Origin of the sequence: Polyangium sp. 15x6, from assembly GCF_029960785.1 — a bacterium.
In the GTDB taxonomy this organism is placed as follows: domain Bacteria; phylum Myxococcota_A; class Polyangia; order Polyangiales; family Polyangiaceae; genus Polyangium.
The window spans coordinates 36877-58286 of record NZ_JASBQE010000063.1; the positions used below are offsets into that span (position 1 = coordinate 36877).

A 21410-nucleotide genomic window follows, 5' to 3' on the forward strand; every position below is an offset into this window, starting at 1 on the left:
TTGGCTCGAGCGGAGGGCATCGCCCCGCCCTGCCCGAGACGTTTCCTCGGTCACTCTTCGGTGGTCTTCTTGATGCTCGACATTGCAGGGTATACAGCCTTCGAACGCGTCGAAATAACGCCGTTCGCGAAGACGTTTCGCGCGCGGCGGGTGCATGACGGCCTGCCCGTCGTGCTCCAAAGCCTGTCCATCGGACGCGCCCGGAGCGCCGAGATCGCGCGATTCAAACACGAGTACGCGCAACTCGCGCAGCTCAGCTTGCAAAGCCTCGTTTCCGTCCTCGGCGTAGAGGCGCGTGAAGACAGCCTCATCGTCATACGCGAACACTTCCCAGGCCGAACCCTCGCCCACACCCTCGCCGCGCGCCCAGGCAACAAGCTCCCCGTCTCCGAGGCCCTCGCCATCGCCACCGCGATCGCCGAAGCCCTCGCCGCCCTGCACGGACGCGGCATCACCCACCGCGATGTCCGCCCCCAGAACATCCTCGTCGGCGATGCAGGCGCGCTCAAGCTCACCGGCTCCGGCGTCGACGCCGAGGTCACGCGCGCACACGAGCGACTCTACGCGTACGAGGTCCTCCACGACGTCCTGCCCTACACCGCGCCCGAGCAAACCGGCCGCATGAACCGCAGCGTCGACCACCGCGCGGATCTCTACGCCCTCGGCATCATCCTCTACGAAGCCCTCACGGGTCGTCGCCCCTTCGAGGCCCGCGAGCCCATGGAGCTCATCCACGCGCACCTCGCCCTTCAGGCCAAACCCCCCGCGCACATCGACAGCTCGGTGCCCGAGACCCTCTCGCGTCTCATCCTCAAGCTGCTCGAGAAAAACGCCGAAGACCGCTACCAAAGCGCCGAAGGCCTGCTCGCCGACCTGCGCCGCTGCAGCCACGAACTCGAGACCCTCGGCACGATCTCCCTCTTCACGCCCGCCGAGCACGACCACGAAGGCGGGCTGCGCATCCACCAGAAGCTCTACGGTCGCGAGCGCGACATCGACGCGCTCACCTCGACCTTCACACGCTCGCTCGGCGGCAACCGCTCCATCGTCCTCGTCTCCGGTTACTCGGGCATCGGCAAATCCGCGCTCGTGCACGAGATCCTCAAGCCACTCGCCCGCGCGAAGGGCTACTACACGAGCGGCAAATTCGATCAGTTCAACCGCGACACCCCCTACAGCGCCATCATCCAGGCCTTCGACGGCCTCGTGCGGCAGATCCTCACCGAGAGCACCGAGCGGATCCAAGCGTGGCAGCGCGCATGGCTCGAGGCGCTCGGACAAAACGGCCAGGTCATCTGCGACGTCCTGCCCTCGATGGCACACGTGCTCGGCCCGCAGCCAGTCGTGCCCGCGCTCGGACCCGTCGAGGCGCAAAACCGCCTGAGCCGATGCTTCGTGCAGTTCGTCTCGGTCGTCGCGCGCAGGGCCCACCCGCTCGTGTTTTTCCTCGACGACTTGCAGTGGATCGACCTCGCGAGCCTCGACCTCCTGCGCGCCCTGCTCGCCGACGACTCCCTCGAGTCGTTCTTCTTCTGCGGCGCCTACCGCGACAACGAAGTCTCCCCCGCCCACCCGTTCATCGCGGCGCTCGAAGAGCACAAACGCGCAGGCCTCTCCGTCTGCGACATCGTCCTCGGCCCGCTCGAGCGTCGTCACATCGTCGACTTGCTCAGCGACAGCCTGCGGCGCTCGGACACCGGCCCGCTCGCCGACGCCATCCTCAAAAAAACCGCCGGCAACCCCTTCTTCGTCCGCCGCTTCTTGCACTCGCTCGGCGACCACGGCGTGCTCACCTTCAAGCCCGGGACGGGTTTTTACTGGGACCTCAAACGACTCGACGAGCTCGCCTACAGCGAAAACGTCGTCGATCTGATGGTGCGCACCATCGCCCGCCTGCCGAAAACCACGCAGGAAGCCCTCCGCCTCGCCGCCGCCATCGGGAGCGAGTTCGACCTCGGCGTGCTCGCCACCGTGCTCGAATGTACGCCCGAACAGGCCTACGGCCGCCTCGAGCCCGCCGCCGCTGAAGGGCTCATCATCCCGGGCAGGAGCGGCTACCGCTTCGCTCACGACAAGGTCCAGGAAGGCGCGTACGCGATGATCCCGGTCGCAGGCCGGCCCGCGTTTCACCTGCGCATCGGCAGGCTGCTCGCCGAGAGCACGCCCTTGTCCGAGAGCCGCAACCTCTTCGACGTGGTCGGCCACCTGAACAGCGCGCTCGAGCTCATTGACGATCCACACGAACGCGAGTCGCTCGCCCGAATGAACCTCGTCGCCGCCACGCGAGCCGAAGAATCCGCCGCGTTTGGCGCCGCGCGCAGCTTCCTCGAACTCGGCCTGCAATGCCTCCCCGAAGATGCCTGGACGTCGAAGCATCAACTCCGCCTCGCCTACGCGAGGAAGCTCGGCGTCACGCTGTCCTTGCTCGGCCATCACGATGACGCGCTAGCCGCGCTCGGAGAGGCCCTCGAGCGCGCCACGACGAGGCTCGCTCGAACCGAGATCCTGCGGCTCAAGATGAAAGCGCAGGTGCTCAAGAACGACCTGCCCGCGGCGCTCGCCGAGGGGCTCGAGGTGATGCACTCCTTCGGCCTCGACCTGCCCGCGTTCCCGGACGAAGCGACGCTCGAGGAGCAGATGCGCGTGACACTCGACCTCGTCGTCGAGCGCTCGCCCGAAGCGCTCCTCGACCTGCCGCCGCTCGAGGACCCCGAGATCGCCGCGCTGCTCGAGGTCCTGGAGGAGCTGTTCGCGCCGACGTACTTCCTCGCGACGAACAACTTCAGCATCAGCATCGCCAAGATCCTCGAGCTGTCCTACCGCCATGGTTTGTCGCGAAGCACGACCTACGGCTGTATCAATTTCGGCATGCTCTTGTGCGTCCGCGGACATATCAAGCTTGGCTACGAGCTTGGCCGCATCGCTGTCAGGCTCGGCGAGAAGCTCGGCGACAAGAAGAACGAAGCGATGATCCGCAACATGTGGGGTGGCTTCGTCCAGTACTGGGGAGACGGCTACAGCGCTTGCTGGGACACGTTGATCAGGGGCAAGGACGCGGGCCTGGAGACAGGCCAGTACATCTGGTCGTTCTACAACACGGTCAACGCCGTCACGAACAGCTTCATGCGCGGTTTGCCCATCGAGGACATCATCGCCGAGGCGAAGAGCTACCAGCCGATCCGCAAGCTCGACCGCTTCGACGCGATCACCTGGATGGCCGGCGCGGCCGGACAGATCGCCTACAACCTCTCGGTCGAGACAGACGACCCCTGCCGCCTCGTCGGGCCCCTCGTGGACATCGAGGAGGTCATCGCCGCGTGTCGCCGGATCAAGAACGAAAGCGCGTTCTTCTTCGCGCAGCTCTACATCGTCTTTTTGCTCGTCTTCCAGGGCGCCTTCGAGGAGGCGGCGCGCGTCGTGCTCGAGTCGAACCCCGAGCTCGTCAGCATCGCGGTCTGGCACGGCACGCCTGTTTTCCGCGCCTACGCGGCCCTCGCGCTCACGCGCGCCTCGACGAGCGCCGCGCCTGAAGAGCGCGCGGTCATGCTCTCGCGCGCCGCGGCCTACGCGGAGAAGCTCGATGCTTGGGCGGAGATCTGTCCGGAAAACTTCGCCCCCCGCGCGGCCTTGGTTCGCGCCGAGCTCGCCCGCGCCCGCGGCGAAGACAGGTTCGTGACGGCGGAGCTCTACGACACTGCGATCTCGCTCGCGCATTCCGGCGGCTACATCCATGACGAGGCGCTCGCGAACGAGCTGTGCGCGAGGCACTGGATGGACGCCGGGAAAACGACGCTCGCGCGCGCTCACCTCAGCGAGGCGCGCCGGCTCTATGCCCGCTGGGGCGCAACCGTTGCCTCGCGCCGCCTCGCCCGCGCCTATCCCGATCTTGTCGCGCGCGACGAGACGTTCGACGCGCCCTTGCCGAGCACGCCTGCGCCTTCGGCGGACGCCCTGGACATCGGGTCGGTACTCAAGGCGGCGCAAGCGATCTCGGGCGAGATCGTGCTGCCCCGACTGATCGACGCCCTCTTGCGCGTGGCGCTGGAGAACGCCGGCGCGCGGCGAGGGGTCTTGCTCCTTTTGCGGGATGGTAGCCTCGTCGTCGAAGCGGAGCAGCGCGCGTTTGGCGAGGAAGACGCGCCTGCATCGACGGCGATCGAGCGAGATCTCGGGCAACGCTCGGATCTGCCTGCGACCGTGCTCGCGTACGTGGCGCGCACGCGTGAGAGCGTGCTCCTGGAGGATCGCGCGCAGGATGGCCCCTTTGGGCTCGACCCTTACCTCGTGGACGCGCCTCCGCGCTCGGCGCTGGCTGCGCCCATCATCGGCAAAGGTCGGCTTTCGGGCGTGATTTATCTGGAGAATGACCTCGCGCGGGGAGCATTCACGCCTGCGCGGGTCGAGGTGGTGGGGCTCATCTGCACGCAGGCTGCGATCGCGATCGAGAATGCGCGGTTGTATGGGGAGCTGGAGCGGCAGGTGGAGGAGCGGACGGCGGAGCTACGGCACGCGAATGAGGCGCTCGTTCGTTTGAGTCGCGCCGAGCAGGAGCGCAGGGAGCAGGAGGCTCTCGACCAGCGCGCGGTCATCAGCCAGCAGGAGGAGGTGATCCATGCGCTGTCGGCGCCGATCATCGAGGTCTGGTACGGGGTTATCGCGGTCCCGCTGGTGGGGGTGCTCGACGCGCGGCGGGGCGAGGAGATCATGGAGCGGGTGCTGCATCGGATTGGCTCCGCTTCGTGTCGCCAGCTGATCCTTGATTTGACGGGTGTGGAGAGCGTCGATTCCGAGACGGGCGAGCGCATCATGCGGATTGTCGGCGCGACGCGGCTGCTCGGGGCGAGCGTGGTGATCACGGGGATTCGCGCGGCCGTTGCGCAGACGATGGTGGCGTTCGACGCGGGCCTGAAGGAGCTGACGACGCGGGCGACGCTGCGGGACGCGCTGCGCGCGTATATGCGGTCGGAGGGTGCAGGGGGATTTTCGACGCGGAGGTGAAAACCCCTTTTCTCCGCATCGACCACCTCGTGGCCGATGCGGGCTCGAGCCCCGTGGAGATGCTCGACGATCGACTCGATCAACCCCACCGATGAGACGACCCCACGGGCTTGCCGCCAGCCGACATGCCCGTCAGGCCGGATCAAGAGCGCGCCGTCGCGCTCGATCTGGGACATCAACCGCCGCGCCGGCGAGCAGAATTGAAACGCGGTCATCGAGGATCGAGCGGCTGCTCTTCCGCTTCTTGTTGCCGTCGAGCCAGAAATGCGGAAATCGCGCGCCTGGCCGCGTCGAGGGGCGATAGGAGGAGACGTGATCGTCGCGCTCCTTTGCCTCGGCGCCGTCGCGCAGGCTCGCCCGTCTTCGTAGGTGTACCCGAGATCGAGGCCGATCCGATCGAAATGGCCCTCCTGTTGCGCGATGGCCGAAAGGACACGCTCGCGCACCGCGAGATCGCGGTGGTAGCGGCCGAGCACGCTCTCGCCATAACGCTGGGATTGTCGCTCGGTGAAGGCGCGGATCGCGCTCGGCAAGGCGCGCATCCCGGGGCTCGAGAGCTTTCCCATGGCCCAGAGCGCGTCCTCGGCCTTGATGCCGAAGGCCTCGGCGACCTCGTCCATTTTGTGGAAATTGTAGCGGCTCTCGTCGCAGTTTGTCTGGATGACCGGCCTGCGCTCGATTTCGTAGGTGTCGAGCAGGCTCTCTCCGGCGCGCCCCTCGATCACCAGGGCGAGCTTGAAGGCGAGGTTATGCGCGTCGCCGACACCTGAATTCATGCCGAAGCCGCCCGTCGGCGGGAATCGATGGGCCGCGTCGCCGACGAGGAAGACGCGCCCGTTCCGGAAGCGCGTGGCCACTTGCGCCGTCATGCGCCAGTGGCTCATCGACGTGATGCGAATGTCCACGTCCTCGCGCCCGAGCGCGGCTTTGATCTTCTAAGGAGGCATTGACGAAATCGCGCAGTTTTTCGGGGCCGATCACCTGGATGCCGAGGGCCTTGCGGCTCGGGCTGCCCGCTCCGTCCGAGCAAATGACGTACTGGCTGCGAATCGTGAACACTTCGCCGGTCTCGCGGCTTTGAATACGGCTCACCACGCCTTCGTCGTCCCGCTCGAAGGACGCCCATTGATGAAACGATAACATGCGGATCTGCGGCGTGGACGCGACACGCTCGCTCCGCCTCAGCGTCGATTCGCCCCCGCAAACCGGAGCGCCCGCCCCCCGCGCCCCGCCGTCGCCTTCCCCCCCTCGCGCTCGACCACGCCCCCGACGACCACGAACCGCATCCCCTCGGCCAGCCGATGCGGCGCCGTGAACGTCGCGCGCTCGTGGATCTCCCCCGGCGAAAACACCAGCAAATCCGCCCCGCACCCCTCCCGCGCGCAGCCCCGCTCGCCTTCGAGCCCGAGCGTGCGGGCGGGCAAATCACTCATCTTGCGCACGGCTTCCTCCAGGGAAACGAGCTGCTGCTTTTCGACGAGCTCCTCGATCACCCGCGCAAACGCGCCAAATCCGCGCGGATGCCGGCCGCCGCCTCCGCCGTCGGTGCCGACCATGACGAAAGGATCGACGAAGAGGCGCGCCACGACGGCCTCGTCCATCACGAAGTAAGCCGCCTCGGCGCCGTCCGGGCCGACGTCGATGAGGATGTCCTCGAACGGGACGCGCCGCGCCGCGGCGACCTCTTCGAGCGTCCTTCCGGCGAATGCGCCCGTCCCGAAGAGCATCGCCTTCGGCCCGTTGCGCTTCTCCACGCGGGCGCGCAGAAACGCGGCGAGCTCGGGGCGGCGGCTGCGCACAGCGTCGGCATACGAGGACGGCGGGCGCGCGAAATCGGGGAAAAGGACGGCGGTGGAGGTGTAACTCGCGGTGTACGGATACAGGTCGGCCGTGACGGAGAGGCCCAGGGCGCGGGCTTTTTCGATGCGGGCGAGCAGGCGCTCGGCGCGCGCTTTGCCGTGGCCGAGGACGATCTTGAGGTGCGCGACGTGCGCGCGGGCCTTTGCCTTGCTGCACATCTCGAAGAGCTCGTCGAGCGAGGATTCGACGCGATCGTCGTCCTCGCTGCGGAGATGGCTCATCACGACGCCGCCGCGCGCGCCGACGGGCTCGGCGAGGGCGACGAGTTCATCCATCGAGGCGCCGCGCCCCGGATCGTACTCGAGGCCGGTGCTGAGGCCGAATGCGCCGTCGTGCAGGGCCTGCGAGACGAGATCACGCATTCGCTGGAGTTCGGCGGGCCTCGGCTTCGTATGGAGGGCGGCGCCGACGAGGCTGCGCACAGTGCCGTGTCCGACGAGGGCGGCGACGTGGACGCGGGGCCTTCCGGCGTCGATCTTCGCGAGCCACGGGCCGATGCGCGTGGCCGGGCTGCGACCGTCCTGGCCGACGACGAGCGTGGTGACGCCCATGGCGAGCGCGTACTCGACGTCGCCGAGCGCCGCGCCGTGGGAATGGGCGTCGATGAAGCCGGGCGTGACGACGGCGCCCGCAGCATCGAGGGTGCGCTCGGCGCGCACGGAAGGGTCGACGTCGCCGACGAACGCGATGCGATCCCCGCGGACGAGGACGTCTGCACGGCGACGCGCGCCGCCCGAGCCGTCGATCACGTGGCCTCCGCGGACGGCGAGGCGAAAGACCTCGTCGGATCGGAAGGGCGGAGGCGGAGGAGGAGGCGGCGGCGCAGGCGGGAGCGCTTGCGGCGGCGGCGACGCGAGCGGGAGCGTGTGCGGCGGCGGAGGCGCGGGCGGCGGCGCCTCGGGAGGCGGCGCCTCGGGAGGCGGCGGCGCGGGGCTACAGGCCGCGAGCAGCGCGAGCAGCGGGAGAGCGGGGAGGAGAGGCTTTCGCAGGCGCGGCATCGCGGGGGCCGGGATGGTTTTTGGAAGGCCCCCGCGGGATTGTCAACACGCGCTCAAGGCGTGCTCGTGGGGTCGGCCGGATCGCTGCCTGCGACTTGCTCGTCGCCGTCGAGGAAGCCGTCGAGATCGCGGTCGATGCCCATGCGAACGCCCGAGCCCGGAGGCGCGCAGGTATACGTGAGCGCCTTGCCGTTCGCCGTCAGGACCGACTCCAGCTGGGCCCTCGTGACGGGCGCAACCGACGCGCGGTCGGCGAGGAATTGCCCGCTGCCGATGTAGACCAAGCCGATCTCGTTCACGAGCCGACCCTTGACGACGAGATCACACTCGCCGGCGTCGGTGCGCGCGACGAGCAGGTCGATTCGAGGCGACGTGACGGTCTGGTTGCTCTGGGTGAGCGTCACCTGTTGCCCCACGATCGGCGCCAGGTTCGATTCGAAGGCGAGCTGGTATTCGACCATGTCGAGCTTCGCCTGGTTGCCCGCCGGCGTGTTCGGGATGCCGGCCGGGTTTGCCGGGACCAGATCGAAGCCGCTGACGAACGTGAAGAGCTCGGGCACGGTCCCGTCGTGATTGAAGCCGAAGCCGCGGACCTGATCGCCGAGGAACGGATCCGGCACCCGATTGCCGCTCGTGAAACCGGCGCCGAACATGCCGACCTTCGAATACGCGTTGCGCAGGTGCGGGACCTTGAGGATCTGGGTCGTCGCGTCGAACGAGCCGAAGCCGGCGGTCCCGAAGAACCCGGGGAACGCGTCGCTCGGGTTCGCCTCGGGATCGACGCGGTGGCACGCCTCGCAGGAGCCCTGGGACGCGACGTTCTGGGTGAAGAAGAAATCGCGGCCGGCTTGCTGCGTGGGCGTGAGCGAGTTGTCGAGGTTGCGGACCGGGTTCGGCGGATACATGACCTGCAGGACGAAGTCCGTGAACTTCTGCATCTGCTCGGTGGAGAGCGTCGCATCGCGGCCGAGCAGGTCCACGAAGGCCCCGTTGAACTTCTTGAAGGCCGCCTCCTCGTCGAAGCTCCCGTCGTCCGGCTGCGACGAGGCCTCGTCGTTGCCGCCCGTCCGGTCGCCGCGCCAGTGCATCGGCCCGTGGTTCGCCATGCCGCGCAGGCTCTGCGTCGTCATCGGCCCCTTCATCGGATGGAAGTCGGGATTCTGGCCGAAGGTCGGATCATCGGTGCCGAACACGGGGACGAGCTCGGGCTTGATCGGTACGAACGGGCCCGGGTTGTTCAAGACAACCCCGTCGGGATTGCCGAGATCCCAGGCGAGGCTGTCGAGATCGCCGAACACGTGGCAGCTCCCGCAGGCCGACTCGCCGTTGCTCGACGACAGGCGCGCGTCGTAGAGGAAGGCACGCCCCTCGATCACGCTCTCGGGCTCCGGGCTGTGCATCGAGACGTGCCCGATCTCCGTCTTCGTCGTGGTGTCCACGATCGCGATCGAATTGTCGAAGCGGGTGAGCACGTACATGCGTCCGCAGCTCTCGTCGAGCACCATGCCCGTGGGCCCGCCGCCGGAGAGCTCGATCTGGTTCGCGGTGCTCGGCACGAACGTGTCGTTCTCCAGCGCGGCCGTGTCGTAGACGCCGATCTTCGACGAGGCGAACGCCGCCACGTAGAGCTTCGTGCCGTCGCTCGACACGACCATCCCGAGCGGCTGCGAGAGGGTCTTCTGGTTCACCGCGGCGGGGGCCGGGTACACGTCGTAATCGATGTGCTTGTTGAGGTGCCGCGGCGCCGGGGCGCCCGTCCCGAGCACCGTGATGCGGCTCTCGTGCAGGTGGCCGCGGAGCGTCTCGCCCGCGTAAATGCCCGGGCCCTCGAAGCGCAGGTCGTTGCGGGCCTCGGTGTTGCTGACGTAGACCTTCCCGCTCACCGGGTTCACGGCCATGTTGTAGAGGATCGTGCCGACGCCGGTGTAATAGCCGGACGAACCGGAGAGCTGCGCCGGGGGATTCGCGTTCGCGTCGATCACGAACACGTCCTTGTCCGGCAGGGAGAAGCGCACGCCGCTGTCCCAGGAGCGGCCGATGACGTCCCTCCAGTGCTCGCCGTCGTGCTTGACGATGATCCCGACCTCGGGCGCGGGCACGCCGTCGGCATTCGTGTTCGGCCCCGGGACGCCGCCGGCCGCCTCGCCGCCGTCGGGGACTTGCAGCTCGCTCAGGGCCGCCGTGCGGTTGCCCGAGTGGAAGGCCGCGGCATACACGCGCGAGCCGTCGGGCGACACCGCGAGCGCGCGGGGGGAGTCGCTGAAGAGCGTGACGATCGTCTGGGGCGTGCCGCCGAGCGTCGTGCCGAGGTTTCCGGCGTCGAACACCCAAACATCGGCGCGGCCCACGCCGGGCGTGGTGAGCTGCGGGTCGTAGGGCACGTTCTGGCCGCGATGGGCCGTCGTGATGAATGCGCGGTTCTTGCCGGGACCGCCGAACACGATGTCGCGCGGCTCGTCGCCGACGAGCAGCGTGCGCACCACGTTGCCCTGGTAACCGAAGGGACCGATCTTCACGACGCTGACGCTGTCGGAAAGATGATTGACAACCCAGATCTCGTCGTTCGAGCGCGCGGCGACCGCGACCGGCTCGAGCCCCACCGGCACCGAGCCGCGGTGCGAGAGGCTGCCGTTCGGCTCCACGTGGAAGATTTCGAGCCGATTGTCGGGCGTATTGACGGCGAACAGGAATTGCTTGTTCGGCGAGAGCGCGACGGGCCGGACCTGACCGCTTTCGAAAAGGGCGTAGGAGCTATCGGCGGACGCCTCCGCGCTCACCGAGAGACCTGCGAGGAGCGGAGCGACGGCGAGAATGGAGAGGAGCGGACGGCGAAATAGGCGCTTCGCCGCGTGGGGGCGCGTGAACGTCATGGGACCTCCGTGCACGAAAAGGAGCTGCTCATCGCCAGGGGGCGAGGAGCGCCAAAAAGGAAACTTTGCGAAGCTTATCCGGGCTTTCCAGATTTGTAAAGCTCCAGATGTGCCGGAACTCCGTTGTCATGCTTGCAGGCAAAATTCTGACGCGGGCCCGGGACGCGACCTACCCCGTGTCAGGAAATTCCTGATGGTAACGCGAATGCGCAGTTCTCAGCGTGCCAAGGAAGCGCGGACGCGTTCGAGGTACGCGACCAGCGGATCGCCCTCCATGAGCAGCGGCACCGTGCCGATCGTCTCGATCCACAGAAAGACGCCGGCGAGGATGCAATCGGCGTAACCCGGAGTTTGCCCCGAGAGGAAGGGCTGTCCCTGGTGGATGAGCGTGATCCGCGCCGGATCGAAGCTCGCGCGCATCGCGTCGAGCCGCGCCTCGCGGCCGGCCGCCGCCTCCTCCAGCGTGCACCCGAACCTCGACTCGCGGCTTTGGCGGAAATAGGCCCGGTCCTTTTCGAGGAGGAGGTCGTGGATGTCCTTCAAGTAGAATCGCAAGACCTGCTGGAGCACGCCCGAGAACAACCAGGCCTCGAGGAAACGGCAGAGGCCACGCTCCTCCGGCGAATGAAAGAGCCGCGGACGATCGGGGTAGGCCTCGTCGAGGTAATCGGCGATGGCCCAGGAATCTCCCACGACACGCTCCCCGTCCTTCAGGATCGGCACCGTCTTGAAGGCGCCGCCTTCGAGGGCCTTGATGTCCGTCATCGCCACGGGCGTGGTCTCGAATGCGAGGCGCTTGTGCGCGAGGGCGAGCTTGGTCCGTGAGCAGAAGGGGCTCGGGCGTCGATCTCCCTCGGCGACGAGGTCGTACAGGAGAATGGTCATGGGCTCTCCGTATCACGCCTCCACCGTGGGGCGCTTATGCTTTTTCTTGCGGCGCTTGGGCCGGGGTTCGGAGCTCGAAACCAGCGCTACCGTCGGATCCCGATACGGGCCCAGATCGCCAGGTTCGACCGGGGGCTCGTTCGTCACGGGTCGCCCCGCGGCGTCGAGCACGAGCGTGTGGTCGTCGGGCGGCCCGATCGTCTCGCGCCAGGGCTCGACGGGCATGTAATCGGCGGGCGCCTGGCCCATGAATCCCGGCAGCGGAATCGCCCCGTGCGCCGTGCGCCCGAGCTTCGCGCCGAGCTGCCGCGTCTCCTCGGGGATCTCCTTGCGGCGCAGGCGCGCGACGAACGTGTACACGCCAAACACGAAGACCAGAAAGACGAGAATGCCCATATGTTCCCCCCAGGCCGGTCAGCTCGCTCCCGTGTGAGGGGACTCTACATGGATCTTCGTGGTTTGGATAGAGCGGTGAGGGGGGCAGGTCGACGCTCGGATCAAGGGCCTTTCGTCGACGCGTCCGCGAGGGCGCGATCGAGGGCGACGGCGAGCGCACGTCGTCGCGCGGGGGCATACATGCTCCCGAGCTTCTCCGCCGAGCCGTGGCCCTTGAACGTGCGCCCGTCGCGCTCGACCGTCACGTCGACGGAGAGTTTTTCGTTGTCGATGACCAGGCCGAAGAGCGCGCCGAGCATCCCCATGAACGCGATGCCATCCTTTCGCATGGCATCGTAGATGGAGGATCTGCGCTCGAGATCGATACGCACGCGCACGCGCGCCCGGCCCGCGGTCGCAGGCCCCGATCGGGCGGCCTTGCCGAGGATTTGCACCGTGTCTTGCCAGGTATCGGCAGGCGATTGGGTCTCGCGCGTCGGGTCGTGGTCCACGATCACGATTTCGTCGACGTCGAGATCGGCCGCCGAAAACGCGAGGGAAGGGGGGACGTGCGTGGGAGGGGCACGATAAGCGCAGCCGGCGGCGCCCAGGGCGACGGCGAGCAGGAGGAGGACCGGCGTCACGCGGGCCATGGGGATATCATGAAGCCGCGGAGCGGGGAGGGGAAGGGGCTTTTCGTCAATCGAACTTGACGAGGTTGTGGGCCGGCAGGGGCCCGCCGGGGAACTGGACCAGCCGGCCGCCGACCGCGAGCGTGCCGAGATCGAGGCCGAAGAAGCCGAGCCGCTCGATCAAGGCGGCGACCTCCGCCTTCGCGCGGGCCTCGTCGCCCGAATAAAACAGCACCCGCCGGCCTCCCTCGGCCCTCGGATCCCCCTCGACGAGGCGCGGCTTCAGGTGATTGAACGCCTTCACCACGCGCGCCCCCGGGACGAGATCGGCGAACACCTCGCTCGAAGCGCGACCCTTCAGATCGACCGGCTCGAAGCGCGGCGCCTCGATCGGATTGTTCGCGTCGATCACGATACGCCCGTTCCAGGAGGGCAAGCCCGCGAGCGCCGCCGGCAATTTCGACCAGTTCACCGCGACGAGCACGATGTCCTGCGCCGCCGCTTCTTCCCGCGTGCCGGCCTTGATCGATGGGCCGAGCTCGCGGACGAGGCCCGTGAGCGAGGCGGGGCCGCGGCTATTGCTGAGGATGGCGGGGATGTCCGCGCGGGCGAGCGCACGCGCGAAGGCCGAACCGATGGCGCCCGAACCGATGATTCCGATGGTCATGATGTTGCTCCTCTCGTGCATTTGCCGTGGGTTTTCCAATGAATCAGGCCGTGAAACCGCCGTCGGCCATGAGCTCGGCGCCCGTGATGAAGGCCGCTTCGGGGCTCGCGAGATAAGCGACGGCGCTGGCGATCTCCTCGGGGCGACCATAACGACCGACGGCGAGGCCCGGGCCGACGATCTTGGAGACCGGGCCCGTGGCCGGGTTCATGTCGGTATCGGTCGGGCCGGGGTGAACCGTGTTCACCGTGATGCCCCGGGGCCCGAGATCCCGCACGAGGCTGCGATTGAAGCCGGCCACCGCGCCCTTCGTGAGCGTGTAGACCGAGGCGGACGGGAAGGCGGCATAACGCGTCATCGAGCTGCCGATGTGGATGATCCGGCCGCCGGCCTTCATGTGCCGCACTGCTTCCTGCGTCGCGACGAACACGCCGGTGACGTTGACCGCGATCATCCGCTGGTAATCCTCGATCGTGATCTCGTCGACGGCGCCGAGGATGCTGATGCCGGCGTTGTTGACGAGGATGTCGATCCCGCCGAAGACCTCGACCGTCCTCCGCACGGCGGCGCGCACCGCTTCCGGATCGCCCGCGTCGGCGTGGATCGCGACAGCTCGCCTCCCATCGGCCTCGATCGATTGCACGACCTCTCTGGCCTTCTCGGGCGAAGCGCTGTAGGTGATTGCGACGGCCGCGCCTTCTCTGGCGAGGCGCCTGGCGACGGCCGCGCCGATCGAGCGCGAACCGCCGGTGACGAGGGCAACTTTGTTGGACAGGGAGAAGGTCGTGGTCGGCATGTCGAATCACTCCGTGAAGCGTTGATGGGGTAGATATCGCACGCGGATTGATTCATGATTAGGCGGAAGTCGCTGGTTTCAGTTTCAATCGTTCGTTGAAGGTCAGGACATGGAGACGCTCGCCAACCTCGAATCGTTCGTTCGCAGCGCGGAGGCCGGGAGCTTTTCGGCGGCGGCGCGCCGGCTCTCGCTGACGCCGGCGGCGGTCAGCCGCAACGTGGCCATGCTGGAGGGCCACCTCGGCGTGCGGCTGTTTCAGCGGAGCACACGAAAGCTGACGTTGACCGAGGCCGGCGAGCGATTCCTGCATGCAATCAAGGGCAACCTGGAGGGGCTCCAGGCCGCGATCGCCGACATCGCCGCGGGTGAAGGCGAGCCCGCGGGCGTCCTCAAGGTCAGCATGAGCCCGACTTTCGGGATCCAGTACATCCTGCCGCTGCTCCCGGCCTTCCTCGAACGATATCCGCGTATTCGCGCCGATTGGCATTTCGAGAACCGGCAGGTCGATCTCATCACGGAAGGCTACGACGCGGCGATCGGGGGTGGGATCGAGCTCTCGCCGGGCGTCGTCTCGCGCGTGCTCGCCCCCGCGCACATCATCGCGGTCGCGTCGCCCGCGTACATGAAAGGCCGCACGCGGCCCGCGGATCCGGAGGGGCTCGCGGATTTCGATGGAATCGTGATGCGCTCCGCGCGGACGGGTCGGGTACGGCAGTGGGTGATGCGGAACGCCGCCGGGGAGGAAATGCCGGCGCGGCCCGCGGAGACGATCGTGCTGAGCGACCCCGCGGCGATGTGCCGCGCAGCGGTGCTGGGGCTCGGCGTCACGCTGATCGCGGTCCCCGATGCGCTACCGTACCTGGAGAGCGGCGCGCTCGTGCGGCTCGTGCCGCGATGGTATGCCGACGCGGGGCCGATCTCGCTTTATTGCGCGAACCGGACGCTCATGCCCTCGAAAACGCGCGTGTTCATCGACCACGTCGTCGAGGCGTTCCGCCGGGATCGTCTGGCGGAGCGGTTCGCGGGGAGCCTGGGCACCTGAGCAAGATTCCGTCGCAACTCCCCCGCGCTTACGGTCGGCCTCTGTGTTCGCATCCTGAATGAAGGCATCATGACAACGACGTTCCAACATTCTTCATTGCCTCATCTCTTCCTCGCGACGCTCCTCGCCGCATCTTCGGCGGCCTGCGGGTCGGGCACGCCGTCGGGCTCGGGATCCGGCGGGGGATCGGGCGGCGCGGGCGCAGGCGGCGCGGGCGGAATGGGCGGCAGTGTGAGCAGCAGCGGCCCGGGAACGGGCGGCGGAGGCAGCGGTCCAGGGACCGGCGGCAGCGGCGGCGAGGGGGGCGGTGGGATTGGCGGCAGCGGCGGTGGTGTCGGGGGCGGTGGAGGGGCCGGCGGCAGCGGCGGCAGCGGCGGCTGCGCGCAGCAGATGGCGACTTGCACCTACAAGACGGATACCGAGCTCGACAAGCAGTCGTTTCGCCAGATTGCCGGCTACAATTGCTTCAATCAAGGCACCGGGTGGGAGTTCGTCGCGACGCAGACGTGTGATTATTCCGAGGAATGCAAGGCGGACAGCGGGACCGAGGCCGTGTGCGTCTCCTGCGGCTCCGTGGGCCAACGGTTCGCGCACCGCGAGGTCGACGGCCAGGTCACCGAGGATTGCAAGGGCTGCAAATGCAGCGGCGGATGGACGGTGTACGGCTGTTATGCCGAGACCGCCACGTATGGCGCGCCGTGGGCGGACGTCGTCTGGCAGCAGGGGTTCGAAGTGATTCGTTTCGCCTTGCTCGGCAGCGGCGAGGTAAAATCGCTCGCCGGGGTCAACAAAGAGGTGTCGATCCAGAACCTCCAGGTGAACACTTTCGAGATCCAGCCGAACGGCGTGGTCGATTTCGATATCGCCGCCCAGGTGATCCACACCGACAACTTCCAGCAGCAGCACACCTGGGACATGCAGGCCCGCGTGGTCCGGATCTGCAAGTGAAGGCGCGGCGGCCGGGACGCGCCCTCCGTCGGCAGCATGTCCTGCTGCGCCGCGACACAACCGCCCCCGAACGCCAAAAAGTCCTTGATCTTCACGACGGTCGGGTTATGTTGCGGTGCAACAAATCGTGCGCCCTCCGTTCCTCTCCTCCGCCGCCCAGTACCTCAGGCCGCCGAAGATGTACCATCTCTACGAGCTGCAGCGCGTGCTGCTCGAGCCGCTCGCGCACATGGCCGGCGCCTCGGCCGAGGTGCTCCGGCACCCGAGGAACCCGCTGTCGAAGTTGCCCCACGTACGCACGCTCAGCGCCAGCCAGGCCCTCTTCCACCGCCTCGGCAAGCGTTATCCCAAGCAACCGTGGGGGCTCGACGAGGTCGAGAGCCACGGCGCCGCCGTCTCCGTCGCCGAGGAGGTCGTCGTCGCCGAGCCTTTCTGCAACCTCCTTCATTTCGTGCGCCGCTCCGAGGAGCCCGAGGTCGCGCGCCGCCTCGCGGCCGACCCGAAGGTCTTCGTCTGTGCGCCGCTCTCCGGCCACCATTCGACGCTGCTCCGCGAGACGATCCGCGCGCTGCTCAAGGACCACGACGTGTACGTCACCGACTGGCTCGACGCGCGCGACGTGCCCCTCTCGAAGGGGATCTTTCACCTCGACGATTACGTGCACACCGTCATGCGCTTTTTGCGTTTGCTCGGGGCCGGCTCCTTGCACGTCGTGTCCGTTTGTCAGCCGACGGTCCCCGTCCTCGGCGCGGTATCGCTCCTCGCGCAGGCGGGCGAGGACACGCCGCGCTCGCTCACGCTCATGGGCGGCCCCATCGACGCGCGCAAGAGCCCGACCGAGGTGAACTTGCTGGCGACGCAGCACCCGTATTCGTGGTTCGAGAAGAACATGATTCACGAGGTCCCCGGCCCCTACGCGGGCAAGGGACGGCGGGTCTATCCCGGGTTCCTCCAGCTCACGGCCTTCGTGATGATGAACCCGAAGAACCACTGGAAGGCGAGCTTCCGCTACTGGATCGACTCGCACAAGGGCGAGTCGGGCGCCGCAGCGCGCGAGATGCACGAGAAGTTCTACGACGAGTACAACGCGGTCCTCGACATGGACGCCGCCTATTACCTCGAGACCGTGCGGACCGTGTTCCAGGAGTTCGCCCTCGCCCGGGGGACCTGGGACGTGCGCGGCGTGCGCGTGAATCCGGCGGCGATCGAGAAGACGGCGCTCTTCACGATCGAAGGCGAAAAAGACGACATCTCCGGCCTCGGACAGACGGAGGCGGCGCATGCGCTCTGCACGGGCGTCCCGGCCGAGAAGCACAAGCACTACGTGGCCGCGGGCGCTGGCCATTACGGCATCTTTTCCGGCCGGAAATGGCGCGAGGACATCTATCCGAAGGTACGCGATTTCATCCGCGCCCACGGCGGTTGAGACGGTCGCCTACGTCCACACGCGGGAGATCGCTGCGCCGTGCACCATGCCGGTGCGCGCGTCGACGCCTGCCTGGATGAACAGACCGTCGACGCTGTCGATCCGGGGATACTCGTGGAAGTACAGCCCCGTGCTCTGCGTCCAGAGCAAGGGCTCGACGCGCAGGAGCTGGCTGCCCTTGATGTCGAGCGGGTAATCGCCCTCGCCGCGCTGGGCGTGGACACGGCCCCAGGCGTCGCTCTTCCAGGCGTAATACCAGGTGATCCCGCGGCTGTCCGGGAGGGGGAAATCGACGTATCCTTCCTCGCGCACGTCGATGGGGAAATGCTGCTTGTGCGTGAATTCGCGGATGAACTCCGAGCTCCCGAGCCAGTGCAAAAGGGTCGCATGCAGCGACCCGTCGACGAGCGGCACCTCGAAAAAGTCGAAGTTCGGATCCCCTTCGTCGCTCGGGTTGCGCACGGTGAACCCGTGGCGCTCCAGCGCCCGAACGAGCTCCGCGAAGGACCGGATCTCCTGGTGAAACAGGGGCAGGATCGTCTGCGCTCGGATGCGCTCTGCGGCGGGATACTTGGCGCGGGCCTTCTGTGGGGCCTCGGGCCCGCCATGGATGATGAGGTCCGCGGTCGCCATCATCTTGTTGGCGACGCTCTTGGCGCCCAGCGCATAAAGCATGGTGCGATGGAGCTCGTAGTCCTCGACATCGACGACATACGCGCTCTTGCCCGCGACGACATTGGGAGCCGTCGCGGAGGGCGTGCCGGGGCTCGCGTGAAAGTGGGTGGGATGTTGCTTGAGCGGAAGCATGGGCCTCATTTTCCGTCGTTGATCTCGATCACGCGCGGCTCGTTCGGCGCGTGGCAGATCAGGATCGGATTCTCGTCCTTCATCGTGGCCCTCACGTGCGTGATGAGGGCCTCACCTTGCTCCTGGCTCTTTACCTCGACGCCGAGCCGCCGCCCGCCCTCGCGGATCTCCACCAATCGAATGTCGGCGACGCCGGGGAACGTGGCGAGGGCCTTGCGGGTGCCGGGAAACGTGAAGTTGTTCGCGTTCCCCGGGCTCACGTCGTAGAGGTACACGAACGGCGTCTTGCAATCTTGCCCGAACGACCAGCCTTTCCCCTCGCGGAGCTTGTACACCTTGCCCTCGGCGGACGCCCACATCGCGTCGCCGTCGACGACCATCGTGCGGAACAACGTGGGCCAGGAGAGTTTTCCGATCTCCACCCATTTGCCGTCTTCCCATCGCTCGAGCGAGGGCCCCGCGACCACGTGCAAGACGCCGCTCGTCGAGACGAACGCGAGCGTCGGCGGCGCCTCGGTCCGGGGCAGCGCCGTGAGCTCGCCGCCCTCGAGCTGAAGGATCGGATTGGTTTTTCCCGAATAGAGCCAGACCTCGTCCTTGCCACCGAGGAGCTTCGGCCAGTAGCCGACATCCTTCACGAGGGGCGTCACGTCGATGAACCGCGATTTCGTCGCGTTCTCGTCCCAGACCTCGAGCGCCGGCCCTCGCTCGTGGCACATCTTGCCCACGGCGACGAGCACGCCCGATTTCGAGGCGGCAATCGTGTCCGCCCAGATCGCGGGCCTCACCGGCATGAATTCGTTCTGGACCTCCTCCGGCTTGCACCCCGCCTCCGCGGGCGTTTGTTGCTTTCGGTCGAGCTTGGGCCCGCGGACGGTCGAGAAGAAGATCCCCTCGTCGTACACGTACGACCATCCCAGGAGCAGGACCGATTCCCCGATTCGAGCGAGGCCATTGATCGCGGCGGGGCCACCACCCCAGGCGAAGGATTTGCTGGTGCCCTTTCCGGTCAGCGGCATGTACGAGGGCACCGGCGCACGCATGCTGTCGCTGCGGTAAAGCACGTCGATCGCGTCGGGAAAGCGGCCTTCCACGGAGTCGATGACGGTCGGGGATGCGGCGATCTCGGGCAGGATCGTCTCCTTCAGCCATTCGACGGAGTCGCCCACGATCCGGCCGACGCGCTGCTTGTGCGTCACGACGACGGCGCCCTCGACGCCGAACACGGCCTCGGGCTTGCTGCCCGCTGGCGCGAACTCCTCGAGGACGAGCGTGGGCACGGCCTTCGGCCCCGCGGGGGCCACGGAGGCCCCGCTCGGAGCCGCCGTTGGCGGGGCTTTCGAGGGCTCCTGCTGCGGCGGCGGGGGAGCGTCCTTCTTGCAGGACGCGACGCACGCGAGCATCACGAGCGGGAGCACGGCACGGAGGAGGGGAGTCCTGGGCATGGGCATGGCGCACCCGGAGGGCCGGCCTCGACTATCGGCCATCCACGCGGGCTTGTCCATACGCGGCTCCGCGCGCCCGGGAGGAGCGGTTCGTTACCGATGGAAGAACGACGTCTGCTGAAATCGTAGGCCGGAAAGGATCTGCTCCACCCGCTCGTCGGACAGCGCCCCGATGCGCTCCCCGAGCCGCGCCTTCTCGACCGAGGAGACCTGCGACACGACCACGACACTCTGCTTCGGCAGATTTCCTTCGCCCACGTCGAGCAGCACGTTTCCGGGCTCGTTTGCGCGGTGCAAGTTCGAGGTCAATGCGCACACGACCACGGTATGGATGCGCGAGTGGTTGAAGACATCGTCCTGAACCACCACATGCGGATGCGCGTAGCCCGGGACGGACCCTCGCGATTCGTCCGGCTCGATCCAGAACAGATCCCCTCGGTTGATCGTCGCGGGGCCCGTGCCCATTCGTGTTCCTGTCGTCATGTTCATGGAGCGCTCGCCGAACGTGAATTCGGGCAGAGGGAGCAGCGTACCCCCGCGAAGCGCCCGAGGCGAGCCCAGCCGGTGCCCTGCTCAGCCGATGACCTCGATGAACGCCACCGCTGCCCCGCCGTTCGCGAGGTTGAGGGCGTCCTCGCACGTGTATTGCCACTGGGGACTCGCCCAGACCTGGTAGATGCCGCGCTGCCTGGGCGCCTCGAGGGTGAAGGCGGCGCGCTGATTGACGACGCCCATGCCGCTATAAATGCACTGCTTCGCACCGCCCTCGATGCCGACCACGATCTGGGAAATGCACCCCGGGCATCCACCGCGGCTGGCGTCGATGAAGTAGCTCGCGTCGAGCGATACACGCGCGCCGGGCGCCACGCGGACCCGCTTGCTCGCCTGTCCGTTGACCCTGACGCTGGACAGGGATCCCCACCCCCAATCGTGAGGATCTGCATAGACGGCGATGAGCCCTACGGCGCTGCCGTCGTTGGCGAGGCGGAGCGCGTCCGCGCAGGTGTACTGCCATTGGGGGCTCGCCCAGACCGGGTAAATGCCTGGATCACGTGGAGCAACCAGCGAGAACGAGGCGCTTCCGTCGCGGATCCCGACGCCGCTGTAAACGCATTCTTTGGACTCCGTGGTTACGCCCATGATGATCTGGGAGATGCAACCCGGGCAGCCGGCAAGTCCGGCATCGATGAAGTAGTGCGCGGTGCCTCTCACGGTGGTGCCGCCGGGGACGGTGGCGACATTGTCGACTTCGCTCAGCAGAACGCCATTCACGTTTCCCCAATCCCAGGCGAAGCCCTGGGGAATGGAGACGGCTTGCTCGGTGGTCCGGACCCCGCGTTCCCCGTTCATCTCCGCCGCGGTCTCTCCATCGCCCGCGTAGCCACAGCCGATCGCCTGCGCAGCGGTCAAAACCGCGAGGAGCATCCCGAGTTCGGTAGGCATCCTGAGTCCCATTCCGATCATGACTCCCTCCAATCTCGTGGAATCGAGTTTCTGGGTTTGCAGTCGCACGCTCAGAGCTCACGATGGAGCGCATCCGTGTAGCCGTGCGATTCGTACATGGTACGAGCCGACGCGAACCGGTAGCGTTCGGCGCGGGCCTACGGATGCAAGACCCCGTAGAAATGTCGGTCAGGGGCTCCGGAACGGGAAGCGTGGCG

At 67.3% G+C, this 21410-nt stretch carries 15 protein-coding genes and 1 pseudogene; 4 read left to right on the plus strand and 12 right to left on the minus strand.

All coding sequences use genetic code 11. The annotated features are described in order from the left end of the window. Nucleotides 1-60: 60 nt before the first annotated feature. Nucleotides 61-4998 (plus strand): AAA family ATPase, encoded by a 4938-nt coding sequence (locus tag QHF83_RS34900; protein ID WP_282422349.1) that lies wholly within the window; start codon nucleotides 61-63, stop codon nucleotides 4996-4998. A gap of 132 nt (nucleotides 4999-5130) precedes the next feature. Here QHF83_RS34900 and QHF83_RS53570 read toward each other — a convergent pair. From QHF83_RS53570 to QHF83_RS34950, 8 genes and pseudogenes are all read right to left on the minus strand, one after another. After that, a pseudogene (locus tag QHF83_RS53570) lies at nucleotides 5131-6141 on the minus strand (FAD-dependent monooxygenase). A 38-nt stretch (nucleotides 6142-6179) separates the two neighbouring features. Further along, nucleotides 6180-7856: an amidohydrolase family protein gene (locus tag QHF83_RS34920; RefSeq protein ID WP_282422351.1), complete on the minus strand. Its 1677-nt coding sequence runs from the start codon at nucleotides 7854-7856 to the stop codon at nucleotides 6180-6182. A gap of 53 nt (nucleotides 7857-7909) precedes the next feature. Next, nucleotides 7910-10726: a beta-propeller fold lactonase family protein gene (locus QHF83_RS34925; protein ID WP_282422352.1), complete on the minus strand. Its 2817-nt coding sequence runs from the start codon at nucleotides 10724-10726 to the stop codon at nucleotides 7910-7912. Nucleotides 10727-10942: 216 nt separating this feature from the next. Next, complete coding sequence (locus QHF83_RS34930; protein WP_282422353.1) at nucleotides 10943-11611, minus strand: glutathione S-transferase N-terminal domain-containing protein; 669 nt, start codon at nucleotides 11609-11611, stop codon at nucleotides 10943-10945. A gap of 12 nt (nucleotides 11612-11623) precedes the next feature. Further along, on the minus strand, nucleotides 11624-12007 hold the full coding sequence (locus tag QHF83_RS34935; RefSeq protein WP_282422354.1) for a hypothetical protein: 384 nt from the start codon (nucleotides 12005-12007) through the stop codon (nucleotides 11624-11626). A 101-nt stretch (nucleotides 12008-12108) separates the two neighbouring features. Next, on the minus strand, nucleotides 12109-12639 hold the full coding sequence (locus QHF83_RS34940) for a hypothetical protein (protein WP_282422355.1): 531 nt from the start codon (nucleotides 12637-12639) through the stop codon (nucleotides 12109-12111). 46 nt (nucleotides 12640-12685) lie between these two features. After that, nucleotides 12686-13306, minus strand: coding sequence for an NAD(P)-binding domain-containing protein (locus QHF83_RS34945; protein ID WP_282422356.1), 621 nt, complete (start codon nucleotides 13304-13306; stop codon nucleotides 12686-12688). A 22-nt stretch (nucleotides 13307-13328) separates the two neighbouring features. Further along, entirely contained in the window at nucleotides 13329-14081 is a 753-nt protein-coding gene (locus QHF83_RS34950; protein WP_282422357.1) for a 3-oxoacyl-ACP reductase family protein, read from the minus strand. A gap of 109 nt (nucleotides 14082-14190) precedes the next feature. Between QHF83_RS34950 and QHF83_RS34955 the strand changes: the two genes are divergently transcribed. The 3 genes from QHF83_RS34955 to phaZ all read left to right on the plus strand — a co-directional run bounded on the left by QHF83_RS34955 (nucleotide 14191) and on the right by phaZ (nucleotide 17497). After that, nucleotides 14191-15123, plus strand: a complete 933-nt coding sequence (locus tag QHF83_RS34955; RefSeq protein WP_282422358.1) for a LysR family transcriptional regulator — start codon at nucleotides 14191-14193, stop codon at nucleotides 15121-15123. A gap of 69 nt (nucleotides 15124-15192) precedes the next feature. Further along, nucleotides 15193-16071: a hypothetical protein gene (locus QHF83_RS34960; RefSeq protein ID WP_282422359.1), complete on the plus strand. Its 879-nt coding sequence runs from the start codon at nucleotides 15193-15195 to the stop codon at nucleotides 16069-16071. A gap of 178 nt (nucleotides 16072-16249) precedes the next feature. Beyond that, the gene (phaZ, locus tag QHF83_RS34965) at nucleotides 16250-17497 is read left to right on the plus strand and encodes a polyhydroxyalkanoate depolymerase (RefSeq protein WP_348980500.1); all 1248 of its coding nucleotides are present in this window, start codon (nucleotides 16250-16252) and stop codon (nucleotides 17495-17497) included. Between the two features lie 9 nt (nucleotides 17498-17506). Here the strand turns inward: phaZ and QHF83_RS34970 are convergent, their stop codons facing one another. The 4 genes from QHF83_RS34970 to QHF83_RS34985 form a co-directional block, all read right to left on the minus strand. Beyond that, on the minus strand, nucleotides 17507-18304 hold the full coding sequence (locus QHF83_RS34970; protein ID WP_282422361.1) for a hypothetical protein: 798 nt from the start codon (nucleotides 18302-18304) through the stop codon (nucleotides 17507-17509). A 5-nt stretch (nucleotides 18305-18309) separates the two neighbouring features. Next, entirely contained in the window at nucleotides 18310-19749 is a 1440-nt protein-coding gene (locus QHF83_RS34975) for a hypothetical protein (protein ID WP_282422362.1), read from the minus strand. A 93-nt stretch (nucleotides 19750-19842) separates the two neighbouring features. After that, nucleotides 19843-20232: a type II toxin-antitoxin system PemK/MazF family toxin gene (locus tag QHF83_RS34980; RefSeq protein ID WP_282422363.1), complete on the minus strand. Its 390-nt coding sequence runs from the start codon at nucleotides 20230-20232 to the stop codon at nucleotides 19843-19845. Between the two features lie 90 nt (nucleotides 20233-20322). Next, entirely contained in the window at nucleotides 20323-21174 is an 852-nt protein-coding gene (locus QHF83_RS34985) for a hypothetical protein (protein WP_282422364.1), read from the minus strand. Between the last annotated feature and the right edge of the window lie 236 nt (nucleotides 21175-21410).

Coding starts and splice junctions, on each gene's coding strand:
- QHF83_RS34975 (WP_282422362.1), bottom strand. CDS start 19,749: ATGCCCAGGACTCCCCTCCTCCGTGCCGTGCTCCCGCTCGTGATGCTC.
- QHF83_RS34980 (WP_282422363.1), bottom strand. CDS start 20,232: ATGACGACAGGAACACGAATGGGCACGGGCCCCGCGACGATCAACCGA.
- QHF83_RS34940 (WP_282422355.1), bottom strand. CDS start 12,639: ATGGCCCGCGTGACGCCGGTCCTCCTCCTGCTCGCCGTCGCCCTGGGC.
- phaZ (WP_348980500.1), top strand. CDS start 16,250: ATGTACCATCTCTACGAGCTGCAGCGCGTGCTGCTCGAGCCGCTCGCG.
- QHF83_RS34930 (WP_282422353.1), bottom strand. CDS start 11,611: ATGACCATTCTCCTGTACGACCTCGTCGCCGAGGGAGATCGACGCCCG.
- QHF83_RS34950 (WP_282422357.1), bottom strand. CDS start 14,081: ATGCCGACCACGACCTTCTCCCTGTCCAACAAAGTTGCCCTCGTCACC.
- QHF83_RS34935 (WP_282422354.1), bottom strand. CDS start 12,007: ATGGGCATTCTCGTCTTTCTGGTCTTCGTGTTTGGCGTGTACACGTTC.
- QHF83_RS34985 (WP_282422364.1), bottom strand. CDS start 21,174: ATGCTCCTCGCGGTTTTGACCGCTGCGCAGGCGATCGGCTGTGGCTAC.
- QHF83_RS34945 (WP_282422356.1), bottom strand. CDS start 13,306: ATGCACGAGAGGAGCAACATCATGACCATCGGAATCATCGGTTCGGGC.
- QHF83_RS34960 (WP_282422359.1), top strand. CDS start 15,193: ATGACAACGACGTTCCAACATTCTTCATTGCCTCATCTCTTCCTCGCG.
- QHF83_RS34970 (WP_282422361.1), bottom strand. CDS start 18,304: ATGCTTCCGCTCAAGCAACATCCCACCCACTTTCACGCGAGCCCCGGC.
- QHF83_RS34920 (WP_282422351.1), bottom strand. CDS start 7,856: ATGCCGCGCCTGCGAAAGCCTCTCCTCCCCGCTCTCCCGCTGCTCGCG.
- QHF83_RS34925 (WP_282422352.1), bottom strand. CDS start 10,726: ATGACGTTCACGCGCCCCCACGCGGCGAAGCGCCTATTTCGCCGTCCG.
- QHF83_RS34955 (WP_282422358.1), top strand. CDS start 14,191: ATGGAGACGCTCGCCAACCTCGAATCGTTCGTTCGCAGCGCGGAGGCC.